This window comes from Miltoncostaea oceani (assembly GCF_018141545.1).
GTDB classification, from domain to species: Bacteria; Actinomycetota; Thermoleophilia; order Miltoncostaeales; family Miltoncostaeaceae; genus Miltoncostaea; species Miltoncostaea oceani.
Genome location: NZ_CP064356.1, coordinates 1,065,578 through 1,079,632, shown reverse-complemented (window position 1 = coordinate 1,079,632; position 14,055 = coordinate 1,065,578). Strand labels below are relative to the sequence as shown.

Here is a 14,055-nt window from a genome sequence, read left to right as displayed (position 1 = left end):
TCAGCCTCTACTCGACGGTGACGGTCTTGGCCAGGTTGCGCGGCTGGTCGACGTTAAGGCCGCGCGCGCGGGCCAGGCCGTACGCGAAGATCTGCAGCGGGACGACCGCGCAGATCGCCGAGAGCAGGGCGGGGCTGCGCGGCGCCCAGAGGACGTCGTCCGCGTGCCGGCCGATCTCCTCGTTGCCCTCGGTGGCGACCGCGATGACGCGGGCCCCGCGGGCGCGGACCTCCTGGATGTTCGAGACGACCTTGTCGAAGACGTGGCCGTCGGTCGCGACGACGACGACCGGCGAGCCCTCCTCGAGCAGCGCGATCGGGCCGTGCTTCATCTCCCCCGCCGGATACGCCTCGGTGGGGATGTAGCTGATCTCCTTCAGCTTCAGCGCGCCCTCGAAGCACACCGGCACGCCGACGTGGCGGCCGAGGTAGAGGAAGAACGGCCGCTCCGCGTAGCGCTCGGCGACGGTCATCACCTGCTCGGGGGCGGGCGAGGCGAGGTAGGCCTCGAGCGCGTCGGGCAGGCGGCGGAGCTCGTCGGCCAGGTCGAGCGCCCCGCCCGCGGTGAGCGCCCACTTGAGGCGGCCGAGCTTGAGGGCGAACAGGGACAGCGCCATCACCTGCGCCGTGTGGGTCTTCGTGGCGGCCACCCCGATCTCGAGGCCGGCGCGGGTGTAGAGCACCCCGTCGGCGTCGCGGGTGGCCTGCGACCCCATGATGTTGGTGAGGGCCACGACGTGGGCGCCGCGCTCGCGGGCGACGCGCATCGCGGCGAGGGTGTCGGCCGTCTCGCCGCTCTGGGTGATCCCGATGATCAGGTCGCCCGGGCCGGCGAGGCAGGTGCGGTAGCGGTACTCCGACGCGACCTCGACGTGGACGGGCACCCGTGCCCAGTCCTCGATCAGGTACCGGCCGACGAGGCCCGCGTGGTACGAGGTGCCGCACGCCACGATGTGGATGCGCTCGACCCGCGCGAGGGTGGCGTCGTCGAGGCCGAGGCCGAGCAGCTCCACGGAGCCGTCGGGGCGCAGGCGGTCGCCGATGGTGTCCCACAGCGCCGACGGCTGCTCGTGGATCTCCTTCAGCATGAAGGTCTCGTAGCCGCCCTTCTCGGCGGCGTCCTCGTCCCAGTCGACGCGCTCGACGGGCCGCGGCGGCAGCAGCTCCGACCCGTGCCAGACGTGGTGCTCGTCGGCCTCGATCGTGACGACCTCGCCGTCCTCGATCAGCATGATGTCGCGGGTCTCGCGCAGGAAGGCGGGGATGGCGGAGGCGACGAACCGCTCGCCGTCGCCGACGCCGAGCACCAGCGGGCACTCGCGGCGGGTGGCGACGAGGCGCTCCGGCTCGTCCACGTGGGCGGCGACGAAGGCGAAGTGGCCGCCGAGGCGCGGCAGCACCGCGCGCACGGCCGTGGCGAGGTCGCCCGCGTACTCGCGGTGGATCAGGTGCGGGATAACCTCGGTGTCGGTGTCCGAGGAGAACACGACGCCCTGCTCCATCAGCTCGGAGCGCAGCTCCAGGTAGTTCTCGATGATCCCGTTCATGACGACGAGGACGGTGCCGTCGGCGCTCGTGTGCGGGTGGGCGTTGTCGGTGGTGACGCGGCCGTGGGTGGCCCACCGCGTGTGGCCGAGGCCGGCGGTCGCGGCGGAGCCGCCGTTCAGGCCGGCCGCCTCCCGCAGGGCCGAGAGGTTGCCGACGGCCCGGACGGCCTCGACGACGCCGTCCGACGCGTCGAGCAGCGCGAACCCCGCGGAGTCGTACCCGCGGTACTCCAGCCGCTCGAGCCCCGTGAGGATGAGCTCACGACAGGGCCTGCCCCCGACGTATCCGATGATCCCGCACATCCCGCGCCTCCTCTTTCGGTCCGGACCGCGCGGCCCGACGGATCAGGGTATCGCCCCGCCCAGCTCCGACCGGACGACATCGGCGATCCGCGTGCACCACGACTCGCACTCCTCGACGGTGGGCGCCTCCACCATGACCCGCACGAGGGACTCGGTGCCCGACGCACGGACGACCACGCGGCCGTCCTCGCCGAGCGCCGCCTCGCATTCGCGCACGGCCGCCCACGTCCCATCGGCCTGTGGGAGGTCGGACTTTCGCTCCACGACGATGTTGACGAGCTTCTGGGGCAGGCGCTGCACGATGGCGGCCGCCGGTCCGAGGTCCTCGCCGGTCGCGACGAGGGCCGACAGCAGGTGCAGGGCGGCGGCGAGGCCGTCGCCGGAGGGTCCGTGGGAGAGGTCGATGAGGTGGCCGCTCTGCTCGCCGCCGAGCACGAACCCGCCCCGCTTCATCTCGGCGAGGACGTAGCGGTCGCCGACGTCGGTCCACCGCACCTCGATGCCTGCCCCGGCCATCGCCCGGCGGAAGCCGAGGTTCGTCATGGTCGTGGTGACGACCGCGTCGCCGGCGAGCAGGCCCCGCCGCCGCAGGTCGAGCGCGCAGATCGCGAGGATCTGGTCGCCGTCGACGGTCGCGCCCGTGCGGTCCACCGCGAGCACGCGGTCGCCGTCTCCGTCGAACGCGAGGCCCATGTCGGCGCCGACCTCGCGGACGGTGGCGGCGACGAGGTCGAGGTGCGTGGAGCCGCAGCCCTCGTTGATGTTGACGCCGTCGGGGGCGACCCCGATCGCCGTGACCCGGGCGCCGCGCGCCTCGAGCACCTCGGGCGCCGTCACGACCGTCGCGCCGTGGGCGCAGTCGACGACGAGGTGCAGGCCGGAGAGGTCGACGGGGCAGCGCTCGTGGATCGTGGCGATGTAGCGGTCGCGGCCGTCGGGGTCGTGCGCGACCGTCCCGAGGTCACCGCCGACGGGGCGCTCGCCGTCCTCCTCGAGGGCGGCCTCGACGGCGGCCTCCTCCGCGTCCGCCAGCTTGAAGCCGTCCGGCCCGAACAGCTTGATGCCGTTGTCCGCGAAGGGGTTGTGGGAGGCGCTGATGACGGCGCCCGCCGCCGCCCCGCCCGCGGCGGTGAGCTCCGCGACCGCGGGGGTCGGGAGCACGCCGAGCAGCACGGCGTCGGCGCCGGCGCTGACGAGCCCCGCCGCGAGCGCCCCCTCCAGCATGGGGCCGCTGCGGCGGGTGTCGCGCCCGATCATCACCCGCGCGCCGCGCTCGAGGCGCCCGCCGAGGGCGCGGCCGAGCGCCATGGCGAGCTCCGGGGTCAGCCCACGGTTCGCCACGCCACGGACGCCGTCCGTTCCGAACAGCCTCCGCGGCGCTGGGGACGTACCAGCCGTGGGAGCGACTACCTCTTCGAGAACTGCGGGCGCTTGCGTGCGCCCTTGAGACCGGCCTTCTTGCGCTCCTTGATGCGGGCGTCCCGCGTGAGGAAGCCCTCCTTCTTCAGGTCGGGGCGCAGGTTCTCGTCGGCGACCGTCAGGGCCTTCGCGATGCCGTGCCGCAGGGCGCCGGCCTGGCCGGAGACGCCGCCGCCGTGGAGCAGGGCGACCACGTCGAAGCGACCCTCGGTGCCGGTCGTCGCGAACGGCGCGCGGGCCTGGGTGACCAGGACGGCGCGGCCGAAGAACTCGTCCACCGGGCGGCCGTTGCACGTGATCGTGCCGTCGCCGGGCTTCAGGATGACGCGGGCGACGGCGTTCTTGCGCTTGCCGGTCGCGCGGTAGCTCGAGGTGGAGACGTCGGTGCTCACGCGGGGACCTCCGCGACTCGGGTGAGGCGCAGGGGCTCAGGCTGCTGGGCGGCGTGCGGGTGGTCGGACCCGGCGTAGATCTTGAGCTTCATCAGCTGGGCGCGGCCCACGCTGTTCTTGGGGAGCATGCCCCGGACCGCCTTGCGGAGGACCTCCTCCGGCCGGCGCTCGAGCTGCTCGCCGAGCGTGCGGCTGCGGATGCCGCCCGGGTAGCCCGAGTGGCGCCAGTACCGCTTGTCGCGGAGCTTGTTGCCCGTGACCGTCACCTTGCCCGCGTTCACGACGATCACGAAGTCGCCGGTGTCGCAGTGCCGGGTGAACCAGGGGGAGCGCTTGCCGGACAGCGTCTCGGCGATGATCGCGGCGAGCCGCCCGAGGTTCTGGCCCTCGGCGTCGACGACGTACCACCGTCGCTCGACGGTCCCGGGCTTTGCGCTGAGTGTGCTCACGGGCGGGTGCTGACCTCCACCAAATGACGGCGCGGCGCAGGGCGCCACGAGAACGACCGCGGAGTCTAGGGAAGTTCCGGGGCCTCTCGCAAGTTCCGCGGCGCGTGGAGCGCTGGACTTCGCGCCCCCGGAGGGTTACAACCAGTACACCGGGCAACAATGCAGGGCGGCACGAGATGGAAACGCGTTCCCTCAGCCGGTGCGTCGCGATCGCCGCGCACGGCAAGAGGTGCCAGCAGAGCCCCTTCCGCGGGAGCCCGTACTGCTGGCACCACACGCAGAGCCGCAAGATCTGGGCGCCGAGCCGCCCGCTCGGCTCCGGGTCGTCCGCGAAGGCCGCGGCGCCGCCGCCCGTCGATGACGTCGCGACGCACGTCCCCGAGCGCCGCTCCGGGGAGCGCCGCGCCGCCTGGGCCGCCCTCGAGGCGCAGTCGGCGCGTCTCGCCGAGGCCCTCGGCCCGGAGCGCGTCGCGGAGCTGCTCGACTTCCTCGAGAGCCCGAGCGACGGCGCGTACCTGCTGGTGCGCGACGAGAGCGGCCTGCTGAGCGAGCGGTCGATCTCGGAGCGCCCGACCCGCCGGCGGAGCGCCTAACCCTCCTCGGGGGGTCCGTCCGGGGGTGCCGGCGGGACGCTGCCGCGCCGCATGCCCGCCCGCTGCGCCTCCAGGCGGCGCCGGTCGCGCTTGCCCGGCCGGCCGCGCATGTCGGCCCCCGGCGGCGGCGCGAGGCGCCGCAGCTCCCGCTCGCGCTCGCGGCGCTCCCGGCTCTCCCCCGTCTCGCGGTAGAGCAGGACGGCCTGCGACGCCGGGCCCCGGCGGTCGCTGAGGGCCTCGACGACGACGGTCGTGGTGACGTCCCCCACCGTGATCTGCACCTGCTCGCCGAGGCGGACGTCGCGGGCGGGCTTCACGCGCTGCCCCTCGATGTGGACGCGCCCGCCGGCCACGGCCTCGCTGGCGAGCGAGCGCGTCTTGAAGAAGCGCGCCGCCCACAGCCACTTGTCGATCCGGATCCTGCCCTCGGCCATCGCGCCATCATGACGCCTCGCCGCCCCGGTGGCGGGGCGGCGGGGCGCGGGCCCGGCCTCAGCCCAGGTGGCCCTCCCGGTCGATCACGGCCGACGACAGGGTCCCGTCGGGGGCGCGGTGCACGACGCGCAGCGACACGCCGCCCGCCGGCACCCGCGCCGGGTCGAACCGGGCGGCCATGACGAGGCGCCGTCCCGGCCGGGCGTTGCGCAGCACGGGGGCGCTGTAGCGGTCCGTCAGCACGCGGCGGCCGATCCGGCTCCCCGGCAGCTGCGTCACGCGCCGGCCGGTGCGCTCGGCGACGTAGATGAACGTGTACCGGCCGGGGCGGTCGAACCGGATGCGATGGGACATGACGACGTCCCCCGCGTGTCCGGCGCGCGACCGTCGCGTGGTCGGTGCGGCGAGGGGCGTGACGGCCGGGTCGCGCACCGCGGGCGCCGTCCGGACGGGTGCCGCGGGCGCCGCACCGGGGACGGCGGTCTCGGACGGCGGCGCGGCCGGGGCCGGCGGGTCCGGGGGCGGGGGGTCGATGACGGGGGACGGCGTCCCGTCGTCGGAGAACCGGATCGATCCGCCGCGCAGGAAGAGGGCCGGGGGGACCTGGCTGTCGTTCGCGTCGGCGACGACGATCTTGATGTCGGTCGGGGTGCCCGCGAGGAAGTCGGCGTTCACGTCCACCACGCAGGTGAGCGGAACCGTCATGAACCTCACGACCCAGTCCGGGTTCTGGGTCGAGTAGGCGAAGCCGTTCGGCGTGACCGGCGGGTCCGCCGTGTCGGCGATCCGCGCGTCGAGGTTCGCCTGCGCGAGCGCCCGGTCGTCGGCGGGTGCCATCTCCGGCACGACGCCGGCCGTCGGCATGGTCACGTACGTCGAGGTGCGCGGGACGACCGCGCAGTTGTCCACGACGTGCCGGCCGCCGACGAGCAGGGCGAACCCGTCGGAGTAGTAGAAGGCGGCGCCCTGCCACGACGCGCCGTCCCAGTAACCCGACTCGGTCGCGGCGAGGGCGTACTCGAACTTGAGGTAGCGCTCCCGCGGCACGACCGACAGCTCGATGCTCGTCGCGTTGTTGACGCACGCGCTCGCGCCGCCCGTGCAGAGGCCGGCCGCGTCGATCACGTCGAAGAGCTCGTCGTCGTCGCGGTCGGCGGCGATCGCCGCCTGGTACTGGGCCGTCGCGAAGGACCCGGCCCGTGCGTTGGCGCCGATCACGAGGCCGCGGGGGATCCCGATGTCCTCGTCCCCGTCGGCGAACGTGCGGAACGAGGGGAGCGCGGCCGCGAAGCCCGCCGGGTCGGCCGTCCCGTTGACGGTGGCGGGGGCGGCGAGCACCACGCCGGGCGACAGGAGCTCGCGCGCGATCTCGTCCGGGGTCGAGAGGCCGGGCACGGCGGGGCCGGCGTCCGTCACCTGCACGGTGGGGGGTGCCGCGACGCCGAGGGAGGGCACGATGAGGCAGGCGGAGCCGGCGAGCGCGAGCGCTGCCGACCGCGCCGGGGACATGGGCATCTCGGGGAGCCTTTCGAGGGGGCTCCGATGGCGCGGGTCGCGCGACCGGATGGTCGGCGCCAGGTCGGGCGCGAGCGCTCGAGGGGACGTCACCCGCCCCATCGACGCCCGGGGCACCCCACACGAGCCCCCGGGTGCCGCACGCGTCCCCGGGGGTCCCGGCCGCCGGCGTCCTCACCGTCGGGGGTGCGAGCGCGGTGACGACGCCCGTGGCGGGCGTGGCGGGCGGCCCCGCGCGGACGGGGGGATCACCGGCGGGGCGTCACGCGTCGGGTGGCGGCCCCGTGTAACGCGACCGCGGGCGGATGAGCCGGTCGTCGCCGACGGTCTCGAGGGCGTGGGCCACCCACCCGGCGCACCGGCCGAGCGCGAAGAGGTGGAAGGCCGCCCCCGGCGGCATGCGCCGGGCGCGGGCGAGGGCGGCGAGCCCCAGGTCGAGGGTGGGCTCCTCGCCGAGCTGGTCGCGGGCGATCCCGACGAGGACGGTGACGGGGTCGTCCGGCGGCAGCCCGGCGCGCCGCAGGAGCTCCGCGCCCCGGGGGTCGCCGTCCGGGTAGAGCGGGTGCCCGAACCCCGGCAGGGCCCCGTCGCCCCCGCGCCAGCGGGCCGCCGCGGCGACGGCGCCGTCGCGGTCGGCGTCGGCGGCCATCGACTCGACGCGCGCGGTGAGGCCGCCGTGCCGGCGGCCGCGCAACGCGCAGAGGGCGGCGAGCACCACGTCCTCCAGCGACGCGTCCGCCGAGGCGACGCACCGGGCGGTGAACGACGAGACGTTCAGCTCGTGGTCGGCGCACAGCACCAGGGCGGCGTCGATGTCGTCCACGGCCTCCGGGACGCCCCACCCGTGCGCGAGCCGGGACGCGAGCGGCCCGTCCCCCACCGCCCCGGCGGCTGCGAACACCCCGGCCGTGACGCGCACCGCGCCGCGCAGCAGGGCCGCGGCACCCGACGACGGGCTCACGACCGAGTCAGCCGCGGCGGCGGCGAGGTGGGCGGCGAGCGCCGTCGGCGCGGGCCCGCCGGGCGCACCCCCCGAGGGCGCGACGCCCGCGAACAGGTCGTCCGCCGCCGCCGGGTCCCCGGTCCACAGGAGGGCCGCGACGCGCTCGAAGGGCTCGCGGCGCGACAGGCCGACGACCTCCCGGCCGCGGTAGTGGCAGCGGCCGTCGCGGATCAGGGTCAGCTCCGAGTCGAGCACCGGCAGCCCCCAGTGCAGGGCCCCGTGAGCGGCGAGCCCCCGGTCGCGGGTGCGTTCGCGGCGGGACGCGAACTCCTCGAGGGCGGCGCGCGGGTACCTCCGCGCGCGGCTCGGGCCCGGACCCGGCGCCGACGCGACCATCCCGCGGCTCACGTAGGCGTAGAGGGTCGCCTTCGACACGCCGAGGAACGCGGCGGCCTCGGCGGCGGACAGGTCGGGGGAGGAGGTCGTGACGGCCATTGATTGATCTTAGTCGTCAATATTGACGTCCGCCAGGGCGGGCTCCTACCGTTCCCGTCATGGACATCACCGAGAGCATCACCGACCCCGACGCCCCGGAGCTCTTCCCCGGCGCGTTCCCCCGCGAGGGCTTCCCCCGCTACGACTGGACGGAGCGCCCCCCGGGGCTGCCGCCCGCCGCATGGACCACCGAGACGACGCACCGCGACGGCCAGCAGGGCGGACTGCCGCTGACGGTCGAGGCGGGTGTCCGGATCTACGAGCTGATGTGCGCATTCACCGGCGACAGCGGCGCGATCCGGCAGGCCGAGTTCTTCGTGTACCGGCCGGCGGACCGGCGGATCCTGGAGGAGGCCCTCGCCCGCCACGCGGGCGGCGCGCCGATCGAGCCGACGACGTGGATCCGCGCGAGCCGCCGCGACGCCGACCTCGTCGGCCACCTCGGCGTGCGCGAGACGGGGATGCTGGCGTCGGCGAGCGACTACCACACGTTCCACAAGTTCCGGCCGGGGGGGCGGCGGCAGGCGGCGGGGGTCTACCTCGACGCGGTGCGGGCCGTCCTCGACGCGGGGCTGCGTCCCCGCCTGCACCTGGAGGACGCGACCCGGGCGCCCGAGGAGTTCGTGCTGCCGTTCGCGGAGGCGGTGATCGCGGCGGCCGCGCCGTTCGGGCCGGCGCTGCGCCCGAAGTTCCGGGTGTGCGACACGATGGGCCTCGGCCTCCCCCTCGACGGGGTCGCGTCCCCGCGGTCGGTGCCGCGCTGGATCCGGCGCCTGCGGGAGCTCGGGGTCGCGCCGGAGGACCTCGAGTTCCACCCCCACAACGACACCCACCTGGTGGTCGCGAACTGCCTCGCGGCGATCCAGGCGGGGTGCGCGGTGGTGAACGGGACGCTGCTCGGCACGGGGGAGCGGACCGGCAACGCGCCGCTCGAGGCGGTGGTGCTCCACCAGATCGGGATGGGCCTGCTCGGCGACCCCCTCCCCGACTTCCACGCCCTCAACGAGCTGGCCGACCTCTATGCGGAGCTGGGGCGGCCGGTGCCGCCGACGTACCCGCTGTACGGGCGGGACGCGCACCGCACCCGCGCCGGCATCCACGCCGACGGGCTCAACAAGTTCTGGTGGATGTACGCGCCGTTCGACGTCCCCCGCCTCATCGGCCGCCCGCTGGAGGTCAGCCTCACCCGCGACTCGGGTGTCGCGGGCCTGGTCTTCCTGATCCGGCAGCACACCGGCGCCGACCTCCCGAAGGACGATCCCGACGTGGTGCGTGTCCACGAGGCCCTGCTCGCCCAGTTCGACGCGGGACGCCAGACGGCGGTCGAGTGGGAGGAGGTGGAGGGGATGCTGGCGGCGCCGGTCGCGGGGACCGCGCCCCGGGGCTGACCGGTGGCCTAACCGGATAGGATCGCCGCATGATGAAGATCGTGATCGTGGGCGGCGGCATGGTCGGCATGACCCTCGCCCACCTCCTGCGGCGGCGCGGCGTCGAGCCCACGGTGCTCGAGCGGATGCCTGCCGGGCACTACGTCCCCCGTGGCTACATGCTGGGCTTCCAGGGCTACGAGCCCCTGGAGGAGGTCGGCGTGTACGACGACGTGAAGGCCGCCGGCCGGCCGATCGCGCCGCGCCCCGACCAGCCCCCCGTCGCCGTCGCGGTCCGCTTCGGCGCCCTCATCGAGGCGCTGCAGCGGGACCTCCCGATCGTGAACGAGCACACCGTCACCGAGCTGGTGCGCGACGGCGAGGGGGACCGCATCATCGGCGTCGTCGCGGAGGGCCCCGACGGCCCCGTCGAGTTCGAGTCCGACCTCGTCGTCGCGTGCGACGGCATGCGGTCCCCCACCCGGGAGAAGGCGGGCCTCGTCGCGAAGTTCGACGCGTTGCCGGAGGCCGAGCTCGGGTTCATGAGCACCTCCGTCGCCGACACGTCGTTCGCGATGTCGTACATGTCCGACGGCGGCCACATCGGGATGCTGTCGTGGAACGAGGGCTCCGGCGGCTGGCGGAGCGCCCGCAAGGTCGGCCGCGACGCCGCCCTCGCCCCCGGCCTCGACGCCATCAAGGAGATGTGGGCGCGCCTCCTGCCCGCGTCGGCGTCCGCCCTCGAGGGCGTCACGTCGCTCGACCAGATCCGCTACTCCGAGCCGGAGCTCCTCGCCTGCCCCGAGTGGTGGACGCCGGGCTGCGTGATCATCGGCGACTCCGCGCACTTCTTCGGGCCGGAGACGGGCATCAGCTCCGGCATCGGCCTCGGCGACGCCCACGCCCTCGCGCAGGCCGTGATGATGAACCCCGACGACGCCGACGCCGCGTGCCGCAGCTACGAGACGTGGCGCGCCCCCGCCGTCCGCCCCTACGAGGCGAACGACCCCGGCCGTCAGCGCATCATGGTCGCCGACCAGGTCCAGGGACGCCCCGACGAGGTGTGGCCCCCGCCCGACTGAACGGTGGTGCCTCCGACCCGGGCGGGCCTCCCCGCCCGGGTCGAGGTGATCCCTGCCCTTTCGAGGGCCGCCGCGCCGTGACGTGTTCCGGTCGATTGGCCGGAGGCTCCGTGGCCAATCGACCGCGGCGGCCGGACCGCTGACGGCAACACGGCGTCCGCGGGGGGCCGAGAGTGTCCGCGGGGTCGACGGTCAATTGACCGGAGGCTCCGCGGTCAATCGACCGGACCATCCGGATGCTCCTGGCCGCGAGCTTCCCGCGCGGCAGAGGGGTGCGCCGGGTCGGCGGTCGATCGGCCGGAGGGTCGGCGGTCAATCGACCGCGACGCCCCCCGGGGGTTCGGCAGGAGCCGGAACGGACCTCCTCTGGCGTGGAGATCTCGGGAAGGAACCTCGGGCCGGCGCTCCTGCCCCTCCCCCGCGCTGCACGCCGACGGACGGTCGAGGGGTCCCGGTCGATTGACCAGACGCTCCGTGGTCGATCGACCGGGACCCGACGAGGGCTGGTGCGACCCCGGGCGCTCCGGTTCGGCCGGACGGTCCCGGGAGCCGCGGACAACGCCGAGTCAGGCGGTGGCCTCCGTCGGGAGTTCGCCGAAGAAGCCGGCGACGCGGCGGAGGCGGCCGGTGGTGTCGAGGTCGGCGACGTCGATGCCCGCGACGGCGACGGTCCCGTCGGGGGCGACGAGCTCCCAGCCGAACCGGGCGACGTCGTGGTGCCGGTCGATCCCGCTCGCACGGCGGAACCGGTGCCCCGGGAACCGCTCGTGCACCCCGTCCACCATCACGCTCAGGGCATCGTGGCCGTCCGCCTCCAACAGGGGATCGGCGTACCGCGCGTCCGCGGTCCAGGCGCGGGCGATGTGCCCCGCGCGGCGGTCCCGGTCCGGCTCGTTCCACATCGCCAGGTACGCGTCCACCGTCTCCGTGATGTCGGTCATCGTTCCCTCCTCGGTCGGATCGTGTGCCGGAGAGGCTGGACGGCCGGACCGCCAGACGCCATTACCCGCGGGGTAATCGCCGCGCCCCCGGAGGGGGGTTAGATTCGCCGTGTGATCGACGCCGCCGACCGCCCCTCCGGGGGCCGCCTCCTCCGCGAATGGCGGCGGCGGCGCAACCTCAGCCAGCTCGAACTCGCCTCCGGGGCGGCCGTGTCCGCCCGCCACCTCAGCTTCATCGAGACCGGCCGCGCCCGCCCCAGCCGCGAGATGGTCCTCCACCTCGCCGACCGCCTCGACGTCCCCCTCCGCGAACGCAACCGGCTGCTGCTCGCCGCCGGCCACGCACCCCTCTTCGGCGAACACGGACTCGACGACGCCGAGATGGCCGCCGTCCGCGACGCCCTCGACCGCTTCCTCGCCGCCCACGACCCCTACCCCGCCCTCGTCGTCGACCGGCACTGGGACCTCGTCCGCGCCAACGGCGCCCTCGGGCTGCTCACCGCCGGCGCCGACCCCGCGCTCCTCGCGCCCCCCGCCAACGCCCTCCGCGTCGCGCTGCACCCCGACGGCATGGCGCCGCGGATCGTGAACCTCGCGGAGTGGAGCGGGCACCTCCTCCACCGCCTCCGCCGCCAGCACGCCGTCACCGGCGACACCCGCCTCCGGGACCTCCACGACGAGCTCGCCACCTACCCGGGCGTCGACGCCGGCGACGACCGCGGGGCGGGCACCGCCGACCCGGCGGCGATCCTCCTGCCCCTCCGGCTCCGCCACCCCGACGGCGAGCTGTCGCTGCTCAGCACCGTCACCGTCTTCGGGACGGCCCTCGACGTCACCCTCTCCGAGCTCACTGTCGAGGCGTTCTACCCCGCCGACGACGCGACCGCCCGGATCCTGCGGGACCACTCCACCCGGCGCTGACCCCGCGGGGGCCGCGCACCGGCGGGGGGTCAGGCCGCGGTCACTCCCACTCGATCGTGCCGGGCGGCTTGCTCGTCAGGTCGAGGGCGACGCGGTTCACGCCGTCGACCTCGTTGATGATCCGGTTCGAGATGCGCTCCAGCAGGTCGTACGGCAGGCGCGCCCAGTCGGCGGTCATCGCGTCGTCGCTCGTCACCGCGCGGATCACGATCGGGTACGCATAGGTCCGCTCGTCGCCCTGGACACCGACGCTCTTCACCGCCGGCAGCACCGCGAAGCTCTGCCACAGCTCCCGGTAGAGCCCGGCGCGGCGGATCTCCTCCTGCAGCACGAAGTCGGCCTTCCGGAGGATGTCGAGCCGCTCCAGCGTCACCTCGCCGATGATGCGGATCGCGAGGCCCGGACCGGGGAACGGCTGGCGCCACACCATGTTCTCCGGGAGCCCCAGCTCCTCGCCGACGACGCGCACCTCGTCCTTGAAGAGCTGGCGGAGGGGCTCGATCAGCTCGACGGCCATGTCCTCCGGGAGCCCACCGACGTTGTGGTGGCTCTTGATCTTCGCGGCGTCCCGGGAGCCCGACTCGATGACGTCGGAGTAGAGCGTCCCCTGCACCAGGAAGCGGGCGTCCTTCAGCTTCTCCGCCTCGCGCTCGAAGATGCGGATGAACTCCCGCCCGATCGTCTTGCGCTTCTCCTCCGGTTCCGTGATCCCCGCGAGGGCGGCGGCGAAGTGGTCCTGCGCCCGCACGTGCACGAGGGGGACGCCGAAGTGGCGGCCGAACGCCGCCTCCACCTGCTCGCCCTCGTTCATCCGCAGCAGGCCGTGGTCGACGAAGACGCAGGTGAGCCGGTCGCCGATTGCGCGGTGCACGATCAACGCCGCCACCGCACTGTCGACGCCACCGGAGAGGCCGCAGATCACCCGCGCCGTGTCCCCCACCTGCGCCCGGATGCGCTCGACCTGCTCCTCGATGACGTGCGTCGCCGTCCACGTCGGCGCGCAGTCGCACGCGTCGAAGAGGAACCACTTCAACAGGTCCGTCCCGAACGGCGTGTGGACCACCTCGGGGTGGAACTGGACGCCGTACATCCGCTGAGCCGGGTTCTCCATCGCGGCGACCGGCGACGACGTCGTCTCGGCCGTCACCGTGAACCCGTCCGGCGGGCGCGACACGGCGTCGCGGTGGCTCATCCAGCAGACCTCGGCGGGGAGCTGGCCGAACATGCCGTCCCGCGAGCGGACCGTCAGCGGCGTCTTCCCGTACTCGCCGGCGCCGGTCCGCGCGACCTCGCCGCCGAGCGCCAGCGCCATCGCCTGCTGGCCGTAGCAGATGCCCAGCACCGGGATGTCGAGCTCCAGGAGGCGCCGGTCGAGGGAGGGCGCGCCCGGTGCGTACACCGACGCCGGCCCCCCGGAGAGCACGAGACCGGCGGGGCGGAGCGCGAGGATCTCCTCGGGGGCCGCGTCGTGCGGCACCACGGCCGAGAACACCCGGCACTCGCGGATGCGCCGCGCGATGAGCTGGCTGTACTGCGCGCCGAAATCGACGACGAGGACGCCGCCCGGTGCGGCGGCCGCGAGGGCGGGGTCGAGCGCGGGGTGTGCGGGGGTCGCGGCCAGGGCGTCAGGTTAGCGGAGCGGGCCGGACGGCCG

The 14,055-nt window shown here is 74.8% G+C and carries 13 protein-coding genes; 4 read left to right on the top strand and 9 right to left on the bottom strand.

Features of this window, described 5'->3' with window-relative positions; all coding sequences use genetic code 11:
- Positions 1-7: 7 nt before the first annotated feature.
- Genes glmS through rplM form a run of 4 tightly spaced genes read right to left on the bottom strand, consistent with a single transcriptional unit; the run spans position 8 to position 4,109 of the window.
- Positions 8-1,849 (bottom strand): glutamine--fructose-6-phosphate transaminase (isomerizing), encoded by a 1,842-nt coding sequence (gene glmS / locus IU369_RS05440; protein WP_217923558.1) that lies wholly within the window; start codon positions 1,847-1,849, stop codon positions 8-10.
- Between the two features lie 42 nt (positions 1,850-1,891).
- Positions 1,892-3,217 (bottom strand): phosphoglucosamine mutase, encoded by a 1,326-nt coding sequence (glmM, locus tag IU369_RS05435; protein ID WP_217924329.1) that lies wholly within the window; start codon positions 3,215-3,217, stop codon positions 1,892-1,894.
- 38 nt (positions 3,218-3,255) lie between these two features.
- On the bottom strand, positions 3,256-3,660 hold the full coding sequence (rpsI, locus tag IU369_RS05430) for a 30S ribosomal protein S9 (protein ID WP_217923557.1): 405 nt from the start codon (positions 3,658-3,660) through the stop codon (positions 3,256-3,258).
- A complete protein-coding gene (gene rplM / locus IU369_RS05425; protein WP_217923556.1) occupies positions 3,657-4,109 on the bottom strand; it encodes a 50S ribosomal protein L13 in 453 nt (150 codons plus the stop codon). Before rplM ends, rpsI begins: the two co-directional genes overlap by 4 nt.
- Positions 4,110-4,285: 176 nt before the next feature.
- Here rplM and IU369_RS05420 point away from each other — a divergent pair, with 176 nt between their 5' ends.
- Positions 4,286-4,702, top strand: coding sequence for a hypothetical protein (locus IU369_RS05420; protein WP_217923555.1), 417 nt, complete (start codon positions 4,286-4,288; stop codon positions 4,700-4,702).
- Here IU369_RS05420 and IU369_RS05415 read toward each other — a convergent pair.
- The 3 genes from IU369_RS05415 to IU369_RS05405 all read right to left on the bottom strand — a co-directional run bounded on the left by IU369_RS05415 (position 4,699) and on the right by IU369_RS05405 (position 8,090).
- Positions 4,699-5,136, bottom strand: coding sequence for an RNA-binding S4 domain-containing protein (locus IU369_RS05415; RefSeq protein ID WP_217923554.1), 438 nt, complete (start codon positions 5,134-5,136; stop codon positions 4,699-4,701). The two genes, IU369_RS05420 and IU369_RS05415, sit on opposite strands and share 4 nt — an antisense overlap.
- A 58-nt stretch (positions 5,137-5,194) precedes the next feature.
- Positions 5,195-6,652 carry a choice-of-anchor L domain-containing protein gene (locus tag IU369_RS05410; protein ID WP_217923553.1) on the bottom strand — a complete coding sequence of 486 codons (1,458 nt, stop codon included), beginning with the start codon at positions 6,650-6,652 and terminating at the stop codon, positions 5,195-5,197.
- Positions 6,653-6,914: 262 nt separating this feature from the next.
- A complete protein-coding gene (locus IU369_RS05405; RefSeq protein ID WP_217923552.1) occupies positions 6,915-8,090 on the bottom strand; it encodes a citrate synthase family protein in 1,176 nt (391 codons plus the stop codon).
- Between the two features lie 59 nt (positions 8,091-8,149).
- On the opposite strand from IU369_RS05405, the gene IU369_RS05400 reads away from it, so the two are divergent.
- On the top strand, positions 8,150-9,478 hold the full coding sequence (locus IU369_RS05400; RefSeq protein WP_217923551.1) for a hypothetical protein: 1,329 nt from the start codon (positions 8,150-8,152) through the stop codon (positions 9,476-9,478).
- Between the two features lie 29 nt (positions 9,479-9,507).
- Positions 9,508-10,539 carry an FAD-dependent oxidoreductase gene (locus tag IU369_RS05395; protein WP_217923550.1) on the top strand — a complete coding sequence of 344 codons (1,032 nt, stop codon included), beginning with the start codon at positions 9,508-9,510 and terminating at the stop codon, positions 10,537-10,539.
- A 566-nt stretch (positions 10,540-11,105) separates the two neighbouring features.
- Here IU369_RS05395 and IU369_RS05390 read toward each other — a convergent pair.
- Entirely contained in the window at positions 11,106-11,480 is a 375-nt protein-coding gene (locus tag IU369_RS05390; protein ID WP_217923549.1) for a nuclear transport factor 2 family protein, read from the bottom strand.
- 114 nt (positions 11,481-11,594) lie between these two features.
- Between IU369_RS05390 and IU369_RS05385 the strand changes: the two genes are divergently transcribed.
- Complete coding sequence (locus tag IU369_RS05385) at positions 11,595-12,401, top strand: helix-turn-helix domain-containing protein (RefSeq protein ID WP_343233223.1); 807 nt, start codon at positions 11,595-11,597, stop codon at positions 12,399-12,401.
- A 40-nt stretch (positions 12,402-12,441) separates the two neighbouring features.
- Here the strand turns inward: IU369_RS05385 and guaA are convergent, their stop codons facing one another.
- Positions 12,442-14,022, bottom strand: coding sequence for a glutamine-hydrolyzing GMP synthase (gene guaA / locus IU369_RS05380; protein ID WP_217924328.1), 1,581 nt, complete (start codon positions 14,020-14,022; stop codon positions 12,442-12,444).
- Positions 14,023-14,055: the final 33 nt, after the last annotated feature.